Raw genomic sequence first — 22,564 nt, 5'->3', positions numbered from 1 at the left:
TTTGTCAAAAATTGATTATTACAAAAAAAAATGATACGATCACTCTGTAACAATGTAAGCCTATACATACATAACGACGGGGTGGAAAACGTATATGGACAAAACATTTCTTATGGTTAAACCTGATGGTGTTGAAAGACAATTAATCGGTGAAATTGTGTCAAGGTTCGAAAAAAAGGGACTTCAGCTTGTTGGTGCAAAACTAATGAGTATTCCGAAAGAAGTAGCAGAAACACATTACGGAGAGCATAAAGAAAAACCATTTTTCGGAGAATTGGTTGACTTTATTACGTCAGGACCTGTATTTGCTATGGTATGGCAAGGTGAACAGGTAGTAGACGTGACAAGGCAGATTATTGGAAAAACAAACCCGAAAGAAGCACTGCCTGGCACAATAAGAGGAGATTATGGGTTAACCGTTGGAAAAAACATTATCCATGGCTCAGACTCACCAGAAAGTGCTGAAAGAGAAATCAACTTATTCTTTAAACAAGAAGAACTCACAAACTGGGATCAAACCATCTCAAGCTGGATTTATTAAGGTTCAAGCCAAGGTGTTCATCAATTGAGCACTTTGGCTTTTTTATATTGATATTTCTATACGAAATTTCGCATGAGATGATACAAATTTTTGATAAAAACAGCTATACTAGGACAAAGATAGATGAGACAGGAGAGGACATTGATGGATCAATATCAAGTATTTGTTGGAAAATGGAAAAAACTAACCGGGGTTGATCTGAATCTCTATAAAGAAGCGCAAATGAAACGAAGATTAACATCACTTTATGATAAAAAAGGATATAAAGATTTTGAAACATTCGCGGCTGCTCTTGAAAAGGATAGAGTGCTGTTAGATGAAACAATGGACAGAATGACCATTAATGTGTCAGAATTTTACCGAAACTATCAGCGCTGGGAAGTACTTGAGCAAAAAATTCTTCCGCTGCTTTTAAAAAATAGTGGAAACGTAAAGATATGGAGTGCAGCATGCTCGACAGGAGAAGAACCGTATACCCTTTCGATGCTGCTGTCAAGTCATCCTCTTGTGAAGGACTTCCAAATTATTGCAACTGATATTGATGATAAAGTCCTGCAATCAGCACAAAAAGGAAGATATCATGAACGCTCTCTGCAAGAGGTGCCAGATCAGATCAAACAAAAATATTTCACAAAAGAAGATTCTTCATTTTACACTGTGAAAGATGAGATTCGAAAGCACATTCAATTTAAGAAGCACAACCTTTTAGCAGATCCATATGAAAAACAGCTTGATCTCATCGTCTGCCGAAATGTACTTATTTATTTTACAGAAGAGGCGAAAGAAGAGATTTACTTGAAAATGAGCAACAGTTTAAAGCAAAATGGTGTGTTATTTGTTGGCTCTACAGAACAAATTTTTCACCCGGAAAAGTTTGGACTGACATCTGCTGATACTTTCTTTTATCAAAAGAAGGGTATCTAGCTGACTTTTTAGTAGCAAGTGTGTTATCATAGTTTTACTTAAAAGCGTTAATGCGATGAAGGGAGATTAAGTCATGAGGTACTTAACAGCAGGTGAATCACATGGTCCACAACTGACCACAATTATTGAAGGAGTTCCAGCGGGACTTTACATAGAGCAGGATGATATCAATTATGAACTGGCTAGAAGACAGAAAGGTCATGGCCGCGGAAGAAGAATGCAAATCGAAAAAGATCAAGCAAAAGTGTTAAGTGGTGTTCGCCACGGGAAAACATTAGGTTCTCCTATTACACTTGTTGTTGAAAATAATGACTGGAAACACTGGACAAAGGTGATGGGGGCAGAGCCGATCACTGAGGAAGAAGAGAGTGAAATGAAGCGTCAAATCTCCCGTCCAAGACCAGGACATGCGGATTTAAATGGTGCGATTAAATATGGTCACCGTGATATGCGAAACGTATTAGAGCGTTCATCAGCCCGCGAGACTACAGTTCGCGTGGCAGCAGGAGCAGTAGCCAAACAAATCTTAGCTCATCTAGGGATCAAGGTAGCTGGTCACGTCCTTGAAATTGGCGGAGTGAAAGCAGCTGATACTGCATATGAGTCTATTGAAGATTTGCAAAAGGTAACAGAAGAATCACCAGTTCGCTGTTATGACAGTGAAGCAGGTCAAAAAATGATGGATGCCATCGATGAAGCTAAGAAAAATGGCGATTCGATTGGCGGCATTGTCGAAGTGATTGTTGAAGGTATGCCAGTTGGAGTTGGCAGCTATGTTCATTATGACCGCAAATTGGACAGCAAGCTCGCGGGCGCTGTCCTTAGCATCAACGCTTTTAAAGGGGTTGAATTCGGTATTGGCTTCGAGGCGGCTTCTAAAAATGGCAGTGAGGTCCATGATGAAATCATCTGGGATGAAGAAAAAGGCTATACGAGAAAAACAAATCGCTTAGGTGGTCTTGAAGGCGGAATGTCAACTGGCATGCCGATTGTCGTTAGAGGGGTCATGAAGCCAATCCCAACTCTTTATAAGCCGCTTCAAAGCGTTGATATTGAAACGAAAGAGCCTTTCTCTGCAAGTATTGAGCGTTCTGATAGCTGTGCTGTTCCTGCCGCAAGTGTTGTCGCAGAAGCAGTCGTGGCATGGGAAATTGCCAATGCAGTCGTTGAGCAGTTTGGTCTTGATCAAATAGATCGCATTAAAGAAAATGTTGAAAAAATGCGCCAGCTTCAGAGGGAGTTTTAATGAAAACACTGGAAGTGAAGACGTCTTCAGCCACTTATCCTGTATATATCGGTGATGGGATTAAACGCAATATCGTAGACTTGATGACTTCCACTGGGCATTCCTATACGAAGCTCCTAATCGTTACAGATTCAGCCGTTGATGCTATTTACGGTGATGAAATGGTGCGATTACTTGAACAGAAGTGGTCTGTACAAAAAGTGGTGGTTCCAAACGGAGAACAATCGAAATCTTTTGCGCAGTTTGAGCATATTCATACGAAAGCCATTCAATTTCAGCTCGATCGCTCCTCGTGCATCATTGCGCTGGGAGGAGGCGTAATTGGGGATTTGGCTGGATTTGCTGCTGCCACTTATATGAGAGGCATTGATTTTATTCAAGTTCCGACGACCCTGCTGGCACATGACAGTGCAGTCGGCGGGAAAACAGGGATCAATCATCCGCTTGGTAAAAATTTAATAGGTGCGTTTCATCAGCCGAAAGCTGTGATCTATGATACGAGTATGCTTGAGACACTTTCTCAAATTGAGCTGAGATCGGGCTTCGCTGAGGTCATCAAACATGCGCTGATTTCAAGTGAAGACTTTTTATCAGAACTGATGTCCATTCGTTCTTTGACCGAATTATCAAAGGGCGAGCTCGCACATATGCTGTATCAAGGGATCCAAGTCAAAGCATCGATTGTTCAAGAAGACGAAAAAGAACAAGGCGTGCGCGCATATTTGAATTTAGGCCATACACTTGGGCATGCCATTGAAGCGGAGTATGGATACGGAGCCATCACTCACGGAGATGCAATTGCGATTGGCATGCAGTTTGCTTTATATGTGAGCGAAAAGCAACTAGGACTCCGCCTTCATCGTAAGGAACTAAAAATGTGGATGAACGAACTGGGATTCCCAGTACAAGTCACGCAAGATATTTCAACGAAAACATTTGTTGATCGCATGATTGGTGATAAAAAGGCAAGAGGGGGTAGTGTTCAATTTGTTTTATTAAAACAGGTTGGAGACGTTACCCTGCATTCTTTCACAAAAGATGAGCTGTATCATTGGCTCGAAGAATGGAAACGGGAGGAGGGGTGTCTATGATGTTTCGAGGGATACGTGGGGCTACAACTGTGACAGAAGATACAGAAAAAGAAGTGTTAAACAAAACGAAACAGCTGCTAGAAGCCATTATTTCAAAAAACCAAGTAGATCCAGAGCGTGTCGTGCAGATCTTGATTTCAGCTACACAAGATATTCACTCCGTTTTTCCGGCAAAAGCACTTCGTCAGTTTGAAGGCTGGACATATGTGCCTGTCACTTGTATGCAGGAGCTTGACATTGATGGCGGTCTAAAACAGTGCATTCGGGTGTTAATGACCGTCCAGACAGATACAAAGCAGGAAGACATACAGCATGTGTACTTGGAAGGAGCCGTTACGCTTCGCCCTGATTTACAGTTGACAAAAAACAAGGAATTATAATACGATATGAACAGCCGAAGTTTACACATAGGTGTAAACGGCAAATGCAAGCTTAGAGAAGATGAGAATGAGACTAGGGTAGTTGAGATGAGTAGAGTTGAGCAGAGATACGATACTTCTATTTAATCATACTGCCTAAAAGAGCAAACCTCTTTTAGGCTTATTTCGTATACTCACACAAACCCTCTATATGTCCCCTCATTCTCCTTAATCCCATTTAAGGAGTGTGCTTATGAAATCCCAATCAAACCTTACCCAATTTTTAAGGGACAGTGAGTCCTACAAAACGATCCCGATTGTTGAAACCATTACAGTCGATACACTTTCACCCATTCAAATTGTCGAGAAACTCAAACAGGATATTGTGTATCTGCTAGAAAGCAAAGACGAATCTTCTAGCTGGTCGAGATATTCCTTCATCGGATTACACCCTTTCTTAACCTTGCATGACGACCAAGACCAATATATTGCACGTGACGCTGCTGGGCAGGAAGTGATGCAAAAGCAAGAGCTGAAAGATTTACTAGACTGGATGAAAGAGCAATATCAAATCAAGACACCAGATGTTGATATCCCGTTTACAGGCGGGGCCGTTGGGTACTTAAGTTACGATCTCATCCCAAGCATTGAACCTTCTGTCAGGCCGCATAGGAACGCATCGCCGACAGATCATTGCACATTATTTGTCTGTCAAACGATGATTGCTTTTGACCATGAAACGAATCATGTTCATTTTATTCAATACACTCAGCTGACTGGAAATGAAACAAAGGACGAAAAAATACAAGTTTACAAGAAAAATCAAGAGCGGCTTGAATATTTGATTCAGCAGCTTCACACGAAGATTGATATGAAAGAACTGATTTTATCAGCGAATATGAACGAACCACCGTCCTTTGAACAAGTGACGTCAACATATGAAAAAACGCAATTTTTAAAGGACGTAGAAAAAATCAAAGAGTACATTAGAGCGGGTGATATTTTCCAAGGCGTACTCTCACAGCGCTTTGATATCCCTGTGTCAGTGAGTTCATTTGAATTGTACCGCGTGCTTCGGATTGTGAATCCATCTCCCTATATGTATTTTATGAAATTAAAGGATCGCGATTTAGTCGGAAGCTCGCCAGAACGATTAATTCATGCCAAGAATGGGCACTTAGAAATTCATCCAATCGCAGGCACAAGAAAACGAGGAACGACAAAAGAAGAGGATGCTGCACTAGCGAGAGAGCTGCTAGATGATGAAAAAGAAAAAGCAGAGCATTATATGTTAGTAGACCTTGCCAGAAATGATGTAGGCCGCGTGGCAGAATACGGCAGTGTATCCGTCCCGACTTTTACAAAAGTAGTGAACTTTTCACACGTCATGCACATCATCTCCATTGTGACAGGAAAGCTGAAGCAAGATACGCATCCAGTCGATGCGCTTATGTCTGCTTTTCCAGCGGGCACATTAACAGGTGCACCGAAAATTAGGGCGATGCAATTATTAAATGAAATGGAGCCAGAGCCAAGAGAAACGTATGGCGGCTGTATTGCTTATATTGGATTCGACGGCAATATCGACTCCTGTATTACCATTCGCACCATGAGCGTTAAAAATCAGACCGCCTCTATACAAGCAGGCGCTGGTATTGTCGCTGATTCTGTTCCTGAAAATGAATGGGAAGAGACATGTAACAAGGCAGGGGCGCTTCTGAAAGCCATTCAGCTTGCTGAACATATTTTCTCAGAAAAGGAGAGTGTGCAAGATGAATCAACGACTATCAGCTCTTGTTAATGGAGGATTTCTATCAGAAAATGAAGCGAACAGACTCATGCATGATATGATGAGCGGCTCTTTAACAGATGCTGAAGTCGCTGCAAGTCTATCCATTTTAGCGCTTAGAGGGGAAACCTCTGAAGAGATGACAGGCTTCGTGAAAGCAATAAGGCAAAATGCAGCGCCAATGGAAGCGTCGTTTGATGTCGTTGATACGTGCGGTACAGGAGGCGATGGGCTATCGACATTTAATATATCAACTGCCGCAGCCATTGTAGCATCTGCTGCTGGTGCCAAAATCGCCAAGCATGGAAATCGGTCGGTCTCTTCTAAAAGCGGGAGTGCTGACGTGCTAGAATGTCTTGGGATCCAAATTCAGTCCACACCAGAAGAAACAAGACAACAAATACAGCAGAAAAACATGGGCTTTTTATTTGCACCGCTCTATCATTCATCTATGAAACAAGTAGCAGCAGTCCGAAAGCAGCTTGGATTTCGGACGGTATTTAATCTATTAGGTCCGCTTTGCCATCCGATGCAAGCCAAAAAGCAAATCATCGGGGTGTATTCAAAGGAAAAGGCAAAATTAATGGCGAAAGCCCTTGCGCCTTTAGAGCCAGAACATGTCCTGTTTGTTTGCGGAGAAGATGGGCTGGATGAATTAACGATTACAGCAAATTCATATGTCATTGAACTCAGGAAAAATGTCATAACAGAATATACACTAAACCCAGAAGACTTTGGACTGGAAAAAGGGCACTTATCAGACATTCAGGTCCAGTCACCGGAAGAGAGTGCTAATTTAATTCAGAATATATTGAATCATCAAACGGGAGGAGCGCCGCTTCATATTACAGCCCTCAATGCTGGAGCAGCACTATATGTCGCAGGAAAGTCAGAAAGTCTGATGGCAGGAACATTAAAAGCGTTAGAATCGATTAAAAATGGCGCAGCCAAAGAACAATTGGCCCGTTTAAAACAAAAAAAGAAAGAGGAAGAGATCTATGCTTAATCAAATTATCGCGCGTAAAAAAGAACATATCCAAACCTTGCAATTACCTGATGATGGACACTATGAAAGACGATCATTTAAAGCAGCACTTATGAACCCTCATCGCTCGATCGGACTTATTGCTGAGGTGAAAAAAGCGTCTCCTTCCAAAGGCATCATTCAGCCAAATTTTGATCCTTTACAAACAGCAAAAGCATACGAAAAATCAAATGCAGATTGCTTATCTGTCTTAACGGATGAACCGTTTTTCCAAGGGAAAAACGAGTACTTGTCCCTCATTAAAGAACACGTAGCATGTCCAATTTTAAGAAAAGATTTCATCATTGATTCCATACAAGTAGAAGAATCAAAACGCATAGGGGCTGATGCCATCTTATTAATTGGAGAAGTCCTTGAGCCGCAAAAGCTGTATGAGCTGTATGCTGAAGCAAAAGAAAAAGGACTTGATGTCCTCGTTGAGGTACATGCAGCAGATACACTGGCAAACATTTTAAACATTTTCACCCCTGAGATCATTGGAGTGAACAACCGGAATCTAAATACATTTACAACAACAGTCGAGCAAACAAAAGAGATTGCACCACTTGTTCCAAAGGATGTCTTACTAGTGAGTGAAAGCGGTATTCAGACATTTGATGATCTGACCTTTGTGAAGAATCATGGAGCAAGCGCTGTTCTTGTTGGCGAATCATTAATGAGAGAGCAATCTCAGGAAAAAGCCGTTAAAGCGTTGTTTGGAGAATGAACATGACGAAGCCTTATGTAAAATATTGCGGGGCTGTCACGCAAAAGGACGTCGATTGCATCGCGCAATCTCAAGCGGATGCGATCGGATTTATCTTTGCTCCAAGTAAAAGACAGGTCCATCCAGATCAAGTGAAGCAATGGCTAGCACAAACGAAGTGCGAGAAAGATACCGCCGGTGTATTTGTGAATGAAAAGATACAAAAAGTGTGCGACATCATAAAGTACATTCCTTTAGATATCGTCCAGCTTCATGGAGATGAAACACGAGAACACGCAAAAGAAATAAAAGAGCAAACAGGGGCTATTGTATGGAAAGTATTTCACCACGAGCCCAATTTAACAGGAACGTTCGAAAAAATGACGGCATTTGCGCCCTTTGTCGACGGCTTTCTCATTGACGCGAAAGTAAAAGGGATGAGAGGCGGTTCTGGAACAGCTTTTGCATGGGAGGCGGTACCTTCATATGTTCAGCATGCAAAGCATTTGCGCAAAAATTGCGTCATTGCAGGCGGAGTGACGCCAGTAACGATTACAGAGCTGCTTGCCTATGGTCCAGAAGCGATCGATCTTTCAAGTGGAATAGAAGAAAACGGGAAGAAAAGCATAGCAAAGATCAAAGCGCTCGAAGAAAGGATGTTAAACGATGTACGCATATCCAAATGAGATTGGCAGATATGGAGAATTCGGAGGGAAATTTGTCCCAGAAACGCTCATGCAGCCACTAGAAGAAATCGAGAAAGCATTTCGTGACTTAAAAGAAGACCCTGCTTTTCAAAAGGAATATATATCGCTTCTGAAAAACTATTCAGGCAGACCGACTGCGCTCACATATGCTGACCAATTATCAGCATACGTCGGTGGTGCAAAAATCTATTTAAAAAGAGAAGATTTAAACCATACAGGCGCTCATAAAATTAACAATGCACTTGGTCAGGCCCTGCTAGCGAAAAAAATGGGGAAATCAAACATTATCGCCGAAACAGGAGCAGGTCAGCACGGAGTAGCCGCTGCAACGGTGGCAGCAAAGTTTGGATTATCCTGCACCGTATTTATGGGAAAAGAAGACGTGGAAAGACAATCACTCAATGTATTCCGAATGAAACTGCTCGGCGCTGAGGTCATACCTGTCACAAGCGGGAACGGCACATTAAAAGATGCAACCAACGAAGCCATCCGCTATTGGGTCCAGCACTGCAGCGATCATTTTTATATGATTGGATCAGTCGTTGGACCTCATCCGTATCCTCAAATCGTCAGTGAATTCCAGCGGATGATCGGTGATGAGGCAAAATCGCAAATACTTGAAAAAGAAGGTCAGCTTCCTCATAAAGTCATTGCCTGCGTTGGCGGCGGGAGTAATGCCATTGGAATGTACAGAGCATTCTTAGATGAAGAGGTAGATATCATTGGTGTAGAAGCAGCAGGGAAAGGAATAGATACCCCCCTTCATGCAGCGACCATCACGAAAGGAACAAAAGGTGTAATTCATGGATCTTTAACATATCTGATCCAAGACGAATTTGGCCAAATTATTGAGCCGTATTCTATTTCCGCTGGATTAGACTATCCCGGGATCGGACCAGAGCACGCATATTTGCATGCAAGCGGTCGGGTTCAATATGTCAGTGCCACTGATCAAGAAGCACTAGATGCGCTAAAGCTGCTGACAGAAAAAGAAGGAATCCTGCCAGCGATTGAATCAGCACACGCCTTAGCCAAAGCGTTTGAGATGAGCCGGAATATGAGTGAAGACGAAATCGTCCTTGTCTGCCTGTCAGGAAGAGGAGATAAGGATGTGCATACATTAATGAATGTGCTTGAAAGTGAGGACAAAACAAAATGATCACATTTCAATTAGAGCAAGATGAGAATTTATTCATTCCATTTATCACGGCAGGAGATCCGTCAGAAGAGATCACCATTGATTTAGCCATCACTCTTCAAGCAGCTGGTGCACATGCGATTGAACTAGGTGTTCCTTATTCCGATCCACTAGCGGACGGTCCTGTCATTCAAAGAGCCTCCAAAAGAGCTCTAAATCATGGCATGAATATCGTAAAAGCGATAGAATTAGCAGGGAAGATGAAAAAAAACGGTTTGGAAATTCCCGTAATTCTATTTACGTATTACAATCCTGTGTTACAATTAGACACAGAATACTTTTTCGCTTTACTGCGCAAAAATCATATTTCGGGACTCTTAACACCCGACTTGCCGTTTGAAGAGAGCAGCGAGCTGCAAGAGAACTGTCAAACACATGACATTTCATATATTTCGCTCGTTGCACCAACAAGCAAAGAACGATTAGAAAAAATCGTAGAGCAGGCAGAAGGTTTTGTGTATTGTGTTTCATCTCTTGGTGTAACAGGTGTCCGGCAATCCTTTGACGCATCAATTACTGATTTTATTCAACAAGTGAAACAGCTGAGTCACATACCGGTTGCGGTAGGTTTTGGCATTTCAACAAGAGAGCAGGTAGACTCAATGAATAAATTGAGTGACGGTGTCGTTGTAGGCAGTGCACTTGTGAAAAAAATTGAAGAGCTTCAAGAACAATTGTTAGCAAGTGATACACGTCAAGATGCTTTAAGAGAATTTGAAACATATGCAAAAACATTTAGTCCCCTCTATTCATTCAAATGAGGTGAAACATTTTGCAAATCAAGGATCAATTAAAACAACTAAAACCGTATCAACCTGGGAAACCAATTGAAGAGGTCAAAAAAGAATATCAATTAGACAAAATTGTGAAATTGGCTTCAAATGAAAACCCTTTTGGATGTTCCACACATGCAAGAGAGGCGATACAAGCCGAGCTTGAACAATTAGCGATTTATCCAGATGGATACAGCGCGAGTTTAAGAACGGAACTGGCCGAATTTCTTCAAGTGAGTGAAAAACAATTAATATTCGGGAATGGCTCAGATGAACTTGTGCAAATTATTGCTAGAGCATTCCTTGACCAACATACAAATACCGTCATTCCGTCTCCATCTTTTCCGCAATACCGTCACAATGCAGTGATTGAACATGCAGAGATTCGAGAAGTGCCTCTTTTAGAGGAAGGAGCTCACGATCTCCAAGGGATGCTGGATGCGATTGATGAAAAAACGAAGGTCTTGTGGGTATGTAATCCAAATAATCCGACTGGGAATCATTTATCAGAAGCAGAGCTTGTGGCGTTTTTAGATCAAGTACCACCTCACGTGCTTGTCGTTCTAGATGAAGCGTATTTTGAATACGTTCGGGCGGAAGACTTCCCGAACAGTTTATCTTTATTAAACTCATATCAAAATATCATCGTACTTCGTACGTTTTCTAAAGCCTATGGGCTTGCGGCGCTTCGAGTAGGCTATGGGATTGCGTCAGAGGAACTGATTACTGCCATTGAACCAGCGAGAGAGCCATTTAATACAAGTCGTATCGCTCAGGCAGCTGCGCGTGCAGCCATAAAAGATCAAGACTTTATTCAATCGTGTAGACAAAAAAATGAAGCAGGTCTTATGCAATATCAAGAATTTGCTGACCGTTTTGGACTATTTATCTATCCGTCTCAAACAAACTTTGTACTCATTGATTTTAAAAGAGATGCAGACGAACTGTTTCAAGCATTATTGAAAAAAGGCTATATTGTTCGTTCTGGTAAAGCACTTGGTTTCCCAACTTCTTTACGTATTACTGTGGGAACAAAGGAGCAAAATGAAGAAATTCTAACTACACTTGCCGATTTATTACAAGGCATTCGTGCGTAGCATAACAATGAAGTCATATCCTGCTATAGGATATGGCTTTCATTGTACCAATCCAATATACATATAAGCTTTTGAAATGGCTTGTTTAATTTTTGCGAAAAATCAGGTGATGAACATGAACGATGCAAACGAAACAATATTAATCGCTGGACTTGGTTTAATTGGTGGTTCCATTGCACTGTCGATTAAAAAAGAGTATCCTCATAAAAAAATTGTAGGCTACGATGTTTCCAAAGAGCAAATGGTTGCTGCAACAAAGCTGGGTATCATTGATGCAACAGCCGATTCATTAATGGCAGGTCTAAATGAAGCATCAACCATTATTTTGGCAACACCAGTCCAACAAACAGTCAAGATGCTTAGTGATATTGCAGCATCTGGGATTGAAAGAGAGCTCACGATTACTGATGTTGGCAGCACAAAGCAAAAGGTCGTCAATTTTGCTGAAAAAACGCTGCCTGATCACTACCAATTTATTGGTGGACATCCAATGGCAGGCTCTCATAAGTCAGGTGTCATTGCAGCGAAAGACTTTTTATTTGAAAATGCATTCTACATTTTAACGCCGGCAAAGGAAACGAATCGTCAGGCTGTTGATCGTTTGAAGGATTTGCTAAAAGGGACACATGCTCATTTCATTGAGATGACCCCAGAAGAACATGACGCTGTGACAAGTGTTATTAGTCATTTCCCTCATATTGTGGCAGCCAGTCTTGTGCATCAAGCGCATCATTTTGAAGAACAATTTCCTCTTGTAAAACGGTTTGCTGCTGGAGGCTTTCGTGATATTACGCGAATTGCTTCAAGTAATCCTGCAATGTGGCGAGATATCCTTCTGCACAATAAAAACAAGATTTTAGATCGGTTCCATGAATGGAAAAAAGAGATCGACCGCATTGAGTCCTTTGTGCAACAAGAAGACGCTGAAGGATTGTTCTCATATTTTCAAGATGCAAAGGAATATCGCGATGGTCTTCCTCTGAGGAAAAAAGGAGCGATTCCTGCTTTCTATGACCTTTATGTGGATGTTCCGGATCACCCGGGGGTCATTTCGGAGATTACAGGATATTTAGCTAGTGAAAACATCAGTATTACGAATATCCGGATTATTGAAACACGAGAAGACATTAACGGGATTTTACGCATTAGTTTTCAAACAGATGATGATCGCAAGCGTGCAGAAATCTGTATAAAAAAGAGAGCGAATTACGATACATTTTATGCTGACTGAGGTGACAAACATGAAAATTCATAAAAATGCTCCTATGAACGGAGAAATTCATATTCCAGGCGATAAATCCATTTCTCATAGATCCGTGATGTTTGGTGCAATTGCTGATGGGACAACGGTGGTGAAAAACTTTCTTCCTGGAGCCGATTGTTTAAGTACGATTGATTGCTTTAGAAAGATGGGCGTTGAAATCGAACAAAAAGGTACAGATGTGATCATTCATGGCAAGGGATTGAAAGAGCTTAAGGAGCCGGTTGACATCCTCGATGTTGGTAATTCTGGTACAACCATTCGATTAATGATGGGGATCTTAGCTGGTTGTGAGTTTCACAGTACAATGATCGGTGACGAAAGTATTGCCAAAAGACCAATGAAACGGGTGACGGGTCCGCTTAAACAACTAGGAGCCAAAATAGATGGCAGAGCAAACGGCGAGTATACGCCACTGTCTATTCGTGGTGGCAATTTAAAAGCCATCTCTTATGAGTCTCCTGTTGCAAGTGCACAAATTAAGTCTGCTGTCCTTTTAGCTGGACTTCAAGCAGATGGAACGACGACGTTAACTGAACCACATAAATCAAGAGATCATACAGAAAGAATGCTCTCAATGTTTGGTGTCTCGCTAAATGAAGATGCACAAAGTGTTTCAATCAAAGGTGGACAAACGTTAAAAGCAACAGATATATTTGTCCCTGGGGACATCTCTTCAGCTGCGTTCTTCCTTGTAGCTGGATCTATCGTTCCTAACAGCCGGATTGTATTAAAAAATGTCGGCCTAAATAAAACAAGAACGGGTATTATTGATGTGCTGAAACAAATGGGTGCAAATCTTGACATCAATGAAGTGGATGCCAAAGGCGGAGAACCATATGGTGATTTAACGATTTCTACCTCTTCATTAAAAGGGATTGAAATTTCTGGTGATATGATCTCAAGACTCATAGACGAAATTCCTATTATTGCGCTTCTTGCTACCCAAGCGGAAGGAACGACGATCATTAAAGATGCTGCTGAGTTAAAAGTAAAAGAAACCAATCGAATTGATACAGTGGTTTCTGAACTCAAAAAACTTGGTGCCGATATTGAAGCAACGGATGATGGAATGAAAATTCATGGTAAAACCACGCTTACAGGCGGTGCAGTCGTCTCAAGCTACGGAGATCACAGAATCGGTATGATGTTAGGAATTGCCGCATGTATCACAGAACAAGCAGTCGAGATTGAAGATACAGATGCCGTGCGTGTATCTTACCCGAATTTCTTTGAACACATTGAATACTTAACGAAAACAGTCTGAGGATGTCCTCAGGCTTTTTCTTTCCTTTTGCATATTTGAAAGAAATATAGCATAGCTTGTCTCAAGGTGAAACCTTGAAAAAAATCATTTTGCCCGATAAAAAATGATTTTCGAGTGCCTGCAGTTTATAAATCGTCAGTTTCGTAAAGGATTAATTGAAAAAGAGTCTTTAAAAAACTAAAATGGGTTCATTTTAAAAGGGCAACATATTTGCTGGATGTGTAGCTGTCGATTATGATATGAAGTAACAACAGTTTAAGTTTTTGGAAACAGAAAGGAACGGTTTGATTTGAATAGTTCATTACAAGAAGCCATAAAATTAGTTGAGGCAGGTGAGACTGAAAAAGGACTTCAAACACTTGCTCGAGCAGAAAAGCAGTTGCATGATGAAGAAAAAGCGCAGGCAGCTCAGTTATATTATGACTGGGGAGATATCGACAAAGCGCGGAATCTCATTAGTGATTTACATGATTTATATCCAGAGGAAACCGGATTAACGTGTTTTTATGCAGAGCTATTAATTGACTCAGATGAAGAAGAGAAGGCGATTGCTGTATTAGAAACGATTCCTGAAGATGACGATGCGTATCCAGAGAGTTTATTATTAATGGCAGATTTGTATCAAATGCAAGGACTATTTGAAGTCAGTGAACAAAAGCTTTTAAAAGCGAAAGAACTACTTCCGAATGAAGCCATCATTGATTTTGCATTAGGTGAATTGTATTTTTCTCAAGGGCTTTCAAAGAAAGCAGCCGACTATTTCTACAAAGTGGCAGATCAACAAAATGAGGTTGGCGGCGTCAATGTATACCAGCGGCTCGCTGAATCCCTCAGCACAGCTGGGGAATTTGAGGATGCGCTTGAATGGTACGAAAAGGCAGTAAAAGATCAAGCGGACCCGAATACACTCTTTGGCTATGGATTTACAGCGATGAGAGCTGGCAGAACGAAAACAGCCATTCAGCAGCTTTCACAACTAAAAGATATTGATCCGTCTTATTCATCACTTTATATGCCTTTAGCGAAAAGTTATGAGGAAGAAGGGCTATATCACGAGGCTTTAGAGGTAGTAAAAGAGGGTATTAAAGTTGATGAGTATAACAAAGAATTATATTTATATGGTGCAAAGATTGATTTGAAAAATGGTGATTCAGAAGATGCGAAAAAGCTGCTTCAAGAAGCACTTGCTCTTGATCCAGGATATATTGAAGCGATTCAAACATTGCTTGCGATCTATCTAAATGAAGAACTTTTTGATGAAATCCTTGATGTCATTAAAGAAGTGAAAAGTTTTGGGGAAGATGATCCAAAATGGAATTGGTATGCTGCATCTGCTTCTGTCGGACGAGAGGAATACAAAGAAGCAGCCGAGTACTTCAAGCTTGCTCTGCCTGATTTTGATGAGGAGCGTGACTTTTTATATGAATACGCTTCGTTCCTTTTAGAAGAAGGCAGACAAAAAGAAGCCTTGCCGTTATTGCGTAAAGTTCTTCAGAAAGATGGCACGAATGAAGAAATTGAAGAAACGATTTTAAGAATTGAAGACGAAATTTCCTTATAGTTTGCAGGAATGAAGAACTGGTTTGTTGAATAATTCATGTATAGCAATTTAATTTACGATAGAGGAGGGAATAACATGCAGACCCCTGTTTCTGTCAATGAAAAAAAGGAATTTATCCGGTGGTTCTTAAACCATTATCAGTTAAAGCGAAGAGAGTGTGTTTGGATATTAAATTATTTAATGAGTCACGACTCTTTGATGGAAAAGGTTCATTTTGTAGAGCAAGCAGAATTTTGCCCAAGGGGAATCATTATGTCAACACACTGTGTGGATGAAGTTCCCTTTAGATTTTATAAAGAAAACATTATGACGACAGATGCTGAAAAGTCATTTCATGATATTCGTTTGAATAAACAGCAAGATTTGTTTATTCAATTGAATTTCCGTTCTGCGTATCGTTCGCCGGAATATGCAGCTGTTCTTGAAACAAATCCACATATTCCAAAGGATCTTTATGAAAATGAAAAAGATAAAGATCTTGCTGAGAAAGTGCTCGAGCACTCTATCGCTACTTTCCAAAAAGAACGACTTATGAAAGAAATAGATGAAGCACTTGACCGTCATGATCAAGAAACATTTAATAAGTTAGCAAAAGAATTAAGCCTATTATCATAAACTGAACCAATAAGCCTTGCCCTATACAGGCAGGGCTTATGTCATGAAAGAGGGGAAATAGATGAAGTTTCAGGCGGAGGATGCGGATCGCTTTTTGCAATCTAAAGATTACATTGATACCGCTATCATTCCATTAGTTGGAATAGATGCGAACCAAATCAAACAAACCGTGTCTCTAGGTGAGTTTACAATTCTTGTGGCAGAGGAACTTGAAAGGCAACTGAAAGGGCGAGTGTTTCTTTTTCCATCACATACATATTTAGAAGTAATTGATCGTAAACAAGACGACACACTTGCGGTCAAGCAGTCCTTACAAGAGCATTTTCAGCATGTCGTGTTCATCACATCTGATCACAACTGGAAGGAGCATTCAGAAATCAGTGAAACACTATTTCTGTTGAAGCCGGTTCCGCTAGAGCACTTAAAGGTCGAATTAAAGCAAAAAGTCATTCAAGATAGTGTAGAACAAATTTTGAACTTTTTGTTACAAAAATGGAACCCTTCATAAAAACCCTTACATTTGCATTGTACATAGCTTTTTAGGCTGTTGACCTTGTGAATAGATTGATATATTATGAGGGTGTCCTAGTTTTATGAAATTTTTTCTAATTCAGTTATAAAGTAGCTGACGACCTGAGGGGGGAGAAAAAAATGAGCGAGAAGAGACATGGAGTGTCCAGGCGTCAATTTTTGAATTACACGTTGACCGGCGTGGGGGGATTTATGGCCGCTGGAATGCTCATGCCTATGGTTCGCTTTGCGCTTGACCCTGTGCTAAAAGGAACAGAGGATCAGGATATGGTTCAAGTTGTCAGTGTCGATGAACTGACGAAGGAACCGAAGCGCTTTGACTTTAAAATTGATCAAGTAGATGCGTGGTATGAGTCAAAGGAATCTAGGTCAGCATGGGTGTACAAAGAAGGGGATGAAATTGTCGCTTTATCGCCAATCTGTAAACATTTAGGATGTACAGTGAACTGGAACAGTGATCCGAAAAATCCAAACAAATTTTTCTGCCCGTGTCACTATGGGCTGTACGACAAGGATGGTACAAACGTACCCGGAACTCCACCGCTTGCACCGCTTGACCATTATAAGCAGCAAGTGAAGGACGGATACCTCTATCTTGGAAAAGCTGTGCCGAAAGGGGAAGGGTAACGATGCTTAACAAGATTTACGACTGGGTAGATGAGCGGCTAGACATTACACCGATATGGAGAGATATTGCGGATCATGAGGTGCCAGAGCACGTCAATCCAGCGCATCATTTCTCCGCTTTTGTGTATTGTTTTGGCGGTCTAACGTTTTTTGTGACAGTCATTCAAGTCCTTTCGGGCATGTTTTTAACGATGTATTATGTGCCGGACATTAAAAATGCATGGGAATCTGTCTATTATTTGCAGAATGAAGTGGCATTTGGTCAGATTGTCAGAGGAATGCACCACTGGGGTGCGAGTCTAGTGATTGTCATGATGTTTTTACATACGCTAAGGGTCTTTTTCCAAGGGGCGTATAAAAAGCCTAGAGAGTTAAATTGGATTGTTGGTGTGCTCATTTTCTTTGTGATGCTTGGACTTGGTTTTACAGGTTATCTTTTACCATGGGATATGAAGGCGCTGTTTGCGACGAAGGTTGGTCTTCAAATTGCAGAGGCAACACCTTTCATTGGAAAAGAGATCAAAACGCTGCTTGCAGGTCATCCTGACATTGTAGGAGCACAAACGCTGACGAGATTTTTCGCTATCCATGTCTTTTTCTTGCCAGCGGCATTATTTGGGCTGATGGCTGCCCACTTTATTATGATTCGTAAGCAAGGAATTTCTGGACCGCTATAAAAATTTGCGTTTGATGAATGTTCAATGAGGAGGGGATGACTTTGCATAGGGGAAAAGGGATGAAGTTTGTCGGAGATTCTAGAATTCCGGCAGAAAGGAAACCTAACATACCTAAAGACTATTCCGAATATCCGGGAAAAACAGAAGCCTTTTGGCCGAACTTTCTTTTAAAGGAATGGCTTGTAGGTGCCGTTTTTTTAATTGGATTTCTTGTCCTAACTGTTGTTCATGCACCTCCGCTTGAGCGGATGGCTGATCCAACAGATACTGGCTACATTCCGCTGCCAGACTGGTATTTCCTATTTTTGTACCAGTTATTAAAATATGAATTTGCTGCAGGAAGCTATACTGTAGTTGGCGCGATGATTATGCCTGGGATTGCGTTTGGTGCACTATTGCTCGCACCATTTCTTGATTCTGGTCCTGAACGCAGACCGTATAGAAGACCGGTTGCAGTGGGGATGATGATCCTTGCAGTTGGTGCAGCAATATATTTAACTTGGGAGTCTGTTGCTACTCATGATTGGGAAGCAGCTGCGAAACAAGGTGAAATTAAGAAAGAAGCGGAGATTGACACCTCAGCCGAAGAGTATAAAATTTATCAAGAGCAGACATGTATCTCCTGTCACGGGGATAATATGCAAGGCGGAGCAGCTGGACCGTCACTTGTTGACAACGGTCTTCCGCCTGAGGAAATTGCTAAAATTGCTGTAGAAGGAAAAGGCAACATGCCTAAGGGTATCTTTAAAGGCAGCGATGAAGAACTTGAAAAGCTCTCTAAATATTTATCTGAGGTCAAATCAAAATAATTCAGTTGTTTAAATGCAAGTACAAGGATATACTCAAAAGAGAAAAAAGCTGGCGCTGTCAGCTTTTTTCTGATTTTAACAGATCGTGAGTGAAGAGACATATGAGATGGATTCAATATCTGCTAGCCACGCGCTACATGCTTGTACTGGTGCTTATTGTTAATTTCCTTGGCACTGTGTACGGCTACTATTGGTATATTCCGCAGCTCGTAGAGACGCCGGCTATCTTTTTAGCTTTTGTTCCAGACAGCCCAACGGCAAGCTTTTTCTTTTTATTTGTATTGCTAGCCTTTCTGATGAAACGTCACGCCCCTTATTTTGAAGCGCTTGCGCTTGTGACCTTGATTAAATATGGGTTATGGGCTGTAGGAATGAATATTTTTGTGCTCGTTTCGGTTGATGATTTCCCGTGGGAAGGGTATATGCTGATTGGTTCACACTTTGCGATGGCGGTTCAGGCCGTATTATTTGCGCCTTATTACCGTTTTCACATGCGCCATTTGGTTGTAGCTGGCATTTGGATTTTACATAATGATGTGATTGATTATGTATTTGGTATGATGCCGCGGTATTCTGTGCTTTCTGCATATTCGAATGAGATCGGCTATGTCACGTTTTGGTTGAGTATCGCTGTTCTTCTTGTTTCGTATTATCTCGTCCTATCGAAAAAATCGGTCAAGCTTGAACTCCCTTAACAATGTTGGTCTAACCTTGTCCTTTTCTTCATACGCTGTATGGAGAAGGGCTAGGAGGGACTTGCATGAAACGAAAGCCAATCGCGATGATTCTATTATTTTTTCTCGTATTACATCCAGCTGTAGCTAAAGGTGAGGAAACAGCCGCTAAAGCGCTGCAAGAATTAACGGAACTATCAGATTCAATCTTTCAATTAACGAGACAAGCTAAATATGATGAGGCATTACAGGTCGCATTGTATGTTGAAAAGACATTTAAAGCTGAGAATTGGCGTGGAACTCTGACGAATACACAGGTTCGGCAAATTACACTTGGCTATCAAGATATCATTAAAGGGCTCCCGCAGGAAGAATTGAATGAGCGGGAAAAGCTTCGTTATGCCTCTCAGTTTAGAATGCTGATCGATGCGATTCAATCGGATTCTGAACCTCTTTGGGGTTCGCTGGAGAAGCCCATTATGGGGTCTTTTCCTACTTTGAAAAAGGAAGTGGAAGATCCAGAATCCACAACGTTCTATGAAACTTGGAACGAGCTGGTTTCTTTATACGATATGATTTATCCGAGTTTAACCATCGATATTTCGCCTGAAAAGCTTCAAACGATTAAGCAGCACATGGAAGTGATTGAACAAGGTGGATTTTTAAAAGCTTCGAGTGGGACAAAGCTTGAGCGTCTCACAAAGCTGGAAGAGGATTTATCGAGTGTATTTGCTAACGTCGATCAAGATGAAGCGGATCCATCGCTTTTATGGGTCATCTTAACAACAGGCAGTATGATTTTACTCACTTTAACGTATGTTGGATTTCGGAAATACCGTGCTGAAAAAGAGAAGAAACAAAAGCGGCAGGCTGATTATCCAAAATCATGAAAAAAGAAGCACCATTTTTGGGCTTCTTTTTTTAATGGGGATTGAGCGGCTTTTTGTGTTCATCTAATGTGAAGCCTTCACCGAGTACGTCATGCACGTCACTCACTGATACAAACGCATGAGGATCCACTGAGGTGACGACGCTTTTGAGGTGGACAAGCTCATTTTTTGGAACGACACAATAAAGGACATTGCGTTCCTGTTTCGTATAGGAACCGACACCTTTTAAAATGGTCACACCGCGTTCCATTTCTTCCGTGATTTTCTTTTGAATGATGTCATCCTTTTCAGAAATAATCATCGCCCCTTTGGCTGCGTAAGCGCCTTCTTGCATGAAGTCGATAACTTTTGCAGCAACAAACACTGCGACGAGTGTATACATGGCTTCTTTGTAATTTAAATAGGTGAGAGAGATGGTAATGACGCATGCGTCGAAGATAAACATCGTTCTTCCCATGGCCACATGATAATGCTTGTTGATCAGTCTTGCGATAATGTCCACGCCGCCTGTTGTACCGCCGAATTTAAAGATGATCCCGAGGCCTGTTCCGATAAAGACACCTGCAAAGAGTGCGGCTAAGGCTAAATCGTGCTGGAGAGGCATATGTATTTGAAAGCGCTGGAAGATGGCAAGGAAGACAGAAAGACTGACTGTTCCTACAATTGTATAAGTAAACATCGTTCTGCCGAGCATTTTCCAGCCGATAAAAAAGATCGGAATGTTTAAGACAAGGTTTGAAATGGATGGGTCAATGTGAAATAGAAAATATAAAAGCAGTGTAATACCTGTAAATCCGCCTTCCGCCAAGTTGTTCTGCATATTAAAATGAACAAGACCGAAAGAAAAAATCGCAGATCCTATTAAAATAAAGACGATATTTTTAAGACGAATTTCTTTTAGCAAGAGATCACTCCTTTTTTTGCTTAGACAGCGATAATATTATATGGTATGGGAAAGAAACAAGCAAACTGAGTTTTAAACATTTGTCAAATATTTATGATTTCGCTAACATGTAAGAGACGGATAGGAGGATGAGCTTCATGACGAATGAAAAAACGCTGCGTCACGTGCAGCAAGAAGTAGATGATTACATAGGACAATTTAAAGAAGGCTATTTTAGCCCGCTTGCCATGATGGCCCGTCTGACTGAAGAATTAGGCGAGCTGGCAAGAGAGGTTAACCATTATTATGGAGAGAAGCCGAAAAAAACAACCGAAACGGAAAAAAGCATGGAAGAAGAAATTGGTGATGTATTGTTTGTGTTAACATGCCTGGCCAATTCACTCAATATATCACTTGAAGAAGCCCATGATCGTGTGATGCATAAATTTAATACTAGAGACAAAGACCGCTGGACGAAAAAAGAAGGGAAGTAGAGACGATGACGAACCAAACCATCAAAGTAGTAATCGCTGGAGCAAGAGGAAGAATGGGGATAGAGGCTGTCAAGCTGGCAGAAGAAACAAGCCATTTTGAGCTAGTGGCAGCACTTGATCACGCGCACGAAGGAAAAAAGTTATCTGACGTGATTCAAACGACATCTGATGCGCCAATTTATACAGATATTGATGTGTGTCTTTCAGAGACAGCACCTGATGTATTAATTGATCTGACGACACCAGAAATCGGGAAAGTACATACAAAAAAAGCACTTGAACATGGCGTGCGTCCAGTCGTAGGCACAACTGGTTTTTCAGAAGCTGACCTAAAAGAGCTTCAGCAATTAACAGAAGAAAAGGGCATAGGCTGTATCATTGCACCTAACTTTGCTGTCGGTGCCGTTTTAATGATGAAGTTTGCCAAAATGGCAGCGAATTACTTTCCTGACATTGAAATCATTGAGCTTCATCATGATAAAAAACTGGATGCCCCGAGCGGTACTGGGTTAAAAACGGCTGAAATGATTGCAGAAGTAAGAGAAAGCAAAAAGCAGGGACATCCAGAAGAAAAAGAATTAATTGAAGGCGCACGAGGAGCAGATTATGATGGCATCCGTCTGCACAGTGTAAGGCTTCCAGGTATGATTGCACATCAAGAAGTGCTGTTTGGGATGGACGGACAGACTTTGACCATTCGTCACGATTCTTATAACCGTGCATCATTTATGTCAGGTGTGAAGCTTTCAGTAGAACAGGTCATGCACATTGATCAACTTGTCTATGGCTTAGAAAATATCATCGACTAATAAGGAGTGAA

Annotated in this window: 25 protein-coding genes; 24 read left to right on the top strand and 1 reads right to left on the bottom strand. The window is 41.2% G+C overall.

Annotated elements, in window-relative coordinates:
• Positions 1-94: 94 nt before the first annotated feature.
• The 22 genes from ndk (at position 95) to ypjB (ending at position 20,367) form a co-directional block, all read left to right on the top strand.
• Positions 95-541, top strand: coding sequence for a nucleoside-diphosphate kinase (gene ndk / locus ACYH0L_RS10180; protein WP_003216015.1), 447 nt, complete (start codon positions 95-97; stop codon positions 539-541).
• 144 nt (positions 542-685) lie between these two features.
• Positions 686-1,465, top strand: a complete 780-nt coding sequence (locus tag ACYH0L_RS10175) for a CheR family methyltransferase (protein ID WP_099728086.1) — start codon at positions 686-688, stop codon at positions 1,463-1,465.
• 73 nt (positions 1,466-1,538) lie between these two features.
• On the top strand, positions 1,539-2,711 hold the full coding sequence (gene aroC / locus ACYH0L_RS10170; protein ID WP_099728085.1) for a chorismate synthase: 1,173 nt from the start codon (positions 1,539-1,541) through the stop codon (positions 2,709-2,711).
• Positions 2,711-3,802 (top strand): 3-dehydroquinate synthase, encoded by a 1,092-nt coding sequence (aroB, locus tag ACYH0L_RS10165; RefSeq protein WP_327924707.1) that lies wholly within the window; start codon positions 2,711-2,713, stop codon positions 3,800-3,802. The genes aroC and aroB overlap by 1 nt, the downstream gene beginning before the upstream one ends.
• Entirely contained in the window at positions 3,799-4,182 is a 384-nt protein-coding gene (gene aroH, locus ACYH0L_RS10160; protein WP_099728083.1) for a chorismate mutase, read from the top strand. Before aroB ends, aroH begins: the two co-directional genes overlap by 4 nt.
• A gap of 232 nt (positions 4,183-4,414) precedes the next feature.
• A complete protein-coding gene (trpE, locus tag ACYH0L_RS10155; protein WP_327924705.1) occupies positions 4,415-5,962 on the top strand; it encodes an anthranilate synthase component I in 1,548 nt (515 codons plus the stop codon).
• Positions 5,934-6,956, top strand: coding sequence for an anthranilate phosphoribosyltransferase (gene trpD / locus ACYH0L_RS10150; protein ID WP_482354005.1), 1,023 nt, complete (start codon positions 5,934-5,936; stop codon positions 6,954-6,956). Before trpE ends, trpD begins: the two co-directional genes overlap by 29 nt.
• On the top strand, positions 6,949-7,701 hold the full coding sequence (trpC, locus tag ACYH0L_RS10145; protein WP_099728080.1) for an indole-3-glycerol phosphate synthase TrpC: 753 nt from the start codon (positions 6,949-6,951) through the stop codon (positions 7,699-7,701). Before trpD ends, trpC begins: the two co-directional genes overlap by 8 nt.
• On the top strand, positions 7,698-8,366 hold the full coding sequence (locus ACYH0L_RS10140) for a phosphoribosylanthranilate isomerase (protein WP_482354004.1): 669 nt from the start codon (positions 7,698-7,700) through the stop codon (positions 8,364-8,366). The genes trpC and ACYH0L_RS10140 overlap by 4 nt, the downstream gene beginning before the upstream one ends.
• Positions 8,347-9,546 carry a tryptophan synthase subunit beta gene (gene trpB / locus ACYH0L_RS10135; protein ID WP_099728078.1) on the top strand — a complete coding sequence of 400 codons (1,200 nt, stop codon included), beginning with the start codon at positions 8,347-8,349 and terminating at the stop codon, positions 9,544-9,546. The genes ACYH0L_RS10140 and trpB overlap by 20 nt, the downstream gene beginning before the upstream one ends.
• The gene (gene trpA, locus ACYH0L_RS10130; RefSeq protein WP_482354003.1) at positions 9,543-10,346 is read left to right on the top strand and encodes a tryptophan synthase subunit alpha; all 804 of its coding nucleotides are present in this window, start codon (positions 9,543-9,545) and stop codon (positions 10,344-10,346) included. Before trpB ends, trpA begins: the two co-directional genes overlap by 4 nt.
• 11 nt (positions 10,347-10,357) lie before the next feature.
• On the top strand, positions 10,358-11,455 hold the full coding sequence (gene hisC / locus ACYH0L_RS10125) for a histidinol-phosphate transaminase (protein WP_099728076.1): 1,098 nt from the start codon (positions 10,358-10,360) through the stop codon (positions 11,453-11,455).
• A 115-nt stretch (positions 11,456-11,570) separates the two neighbouring features.
• Positions 11,571-12,686 carry a prephenate dehydrogenase gene (locus ACYH0L_RS10120; protein WP_099728075.1) on the top strand — a complete coding sequence of 372 codons (1,116 nt, stop codon included), beginning with the start codon at positions 11,571-11,573 and terminating at the stop codon, positions 12,684-12,686.
• Between the two features lie 10 nt (positions 12,687-12,696).
• Positions 12,697-13,983, top strand: coding sequence for a 3-phosphoshikimate 1-carboxyvinyltransferase (aroA, locus tag ACYH0L_RS10115; protein ID WP_410608709.1), 1,287 nt, complete (start codon positions 12,697-12,699; stop codon positions 13,981-13,983).
• A 289-nt stretch (positions 13,984-14,272) separates the two neighbouring features.
• Positions 14,273-15,544: a tetratricopeptide repeat protein gene (locus ACYH0L_RS10110; RefSeq protein ID WP_099728074.1), complete on the top strand. Its 1,272-nt coding sequence runs from the start codon at positions 14,273-14,275 to the stop codon at positions 15,542-15,544.
• A gap of 75 nt (positions 15,545-15,619) precedes the next feature.
• A complete protein-coding gene (locus ACYH0L_RS10105; RefSeq protein ID WP_008344562.1) occupies positions 15,620-16,159 on the top strand; it encodes a ReoY family proteolytic degradation factor in 540 nt (179 codons plus the stop codon).
• A 61-nt stretch (positions 16,160-16,220) separates the two neighbouring features.
• Entirely contained in the window at positions 16,221-16,667 is a 447-nt protein-coding gene (locus ACYH0L_RS10100) for a YpiF family protein (RefSeq protein WP_230030325.1), read from the top strand.
• 143 nt (positions 16,668-16,810) lie between these two features.
• The gene (locus ACYH0L_RS10095; RefSeq protein WP_007500911.1) at positions 16,811-17,317 is read left to right on the top strand and encodes a ubiquinol-cytochrome c reductase iron-sulfur subunit; all 507 of its coding nucleotides are present in this window, start codon (positions 16,811-16,813) and stop codon (positions 17,315-17,317) included.
• Positions 17,318-17,319: 2 nt separating this feature from the next.
• Entirely contained in the window at positions 17,320-17,994 is a 675-nt protein-coding gene (gene qcrB, locus ACYH0L_RS10090; RefSeq protein WP_003215804.1) for a menaquinol-cytochrome c reductase cytochrome b subunit, read from the top strand.
• A 41-nt stretch (positions 17,995-18,035) separates the two neighbouring features.
• Positions 18,036-18,803, top strand: a complete 768-nt coding sequence (locus tag ACYH0L_RS10085; protein WP_099728072.1) for a menaquinol-cytochrome c reductase cytochrome b/c subunit — start codon at positions 18,036-18,038, stop codon at positions 18,801-18,803.
• Between the two features lie 101 nt (positions 18,804-18,904).
• Positions 18,905-19,498, top strand: coding sequence for a lipoprotein heptaprenylglyceryl N-acetyltransferase LhaT (gene lhaT, locus ACYH0L_RS10080; protein WP_099728071.1), 594 nt, complete (start codon positions 18,905-18,907; stop codon positions 19,496-19,498).
• Between the two features lie 65 nt (positions 19,499-19,563).
• The gene (gene ypjB, locus ACYH0L_RS10075; RefSeq protein ID WP_099728070.1) at positions 19,564-20,367 is read left to right on the top strand and encodes a sporulation protein YpjB; all 804 of its coding nucleotides are present in this window, start codon (positions 19,564-19,566) and stop codon (positions 20,365-20,367) included.
• Between the two features lie 31 nt (positions 20,368-20,398).
• Here ypjB and ACYH0L_RS10070 read toward each other — a convergent pair whose 3' ends face one another.
• Complete coding sequence (locus ACYH0L_RS10070) at positions 20,399-21,271, bottom strand: YitT family protein (protein ID WP_034318953.1); 873 nt, start codon at positions 21,269-21,271, stop codon at positions 20,399-20,401.
• A gap of 137 nt (positions 21,272-21,408) precedes the next feature.
• Between ACYH0L_RS10070 and ACYH0L_RS10065 the strand changes: the two genes are divergently transcribed.
• Together ACYH0L_RS10065 and dapB are read left to right on the top strand one after the other, a co-directional pair.
• A complete protein-coding gene (locus tag ACYH0L_RS10065; protein ID WP_008344575.1) occupies positions 21,409-21,744 on the top strand; it encodes a nucleotide pyrophosphohydrolase in 336 nt (111 codons plus the stop codon).
• A 5-nt stretch (positions 21,745-21,749) separates the two neighbouring features.
• The gene (gene dapB / locus ACYH0L_RS10060) at positions 21,750-22,553 is read left to right on the top strand and encodes a 4-hydroxy-tetrahydrodipicolinate reductase (RefSeq protein ID WP_256498732.1); all 804 of its coding nucleotides are present in this window, start codon (positions 21,750-21,752) and stop codon (positions 22,551-22,553) included.
• Positions 22,554-22,564 lie beyond the last annotated feature (11 nt).

This window comes from Bacillus sp. MC1252 (assembly GCF_056838025.1).
Note: the sequence above shows the minus strand (reverse complement) of the source record. Positions and strands in the feature narration are given on the sequence as shown.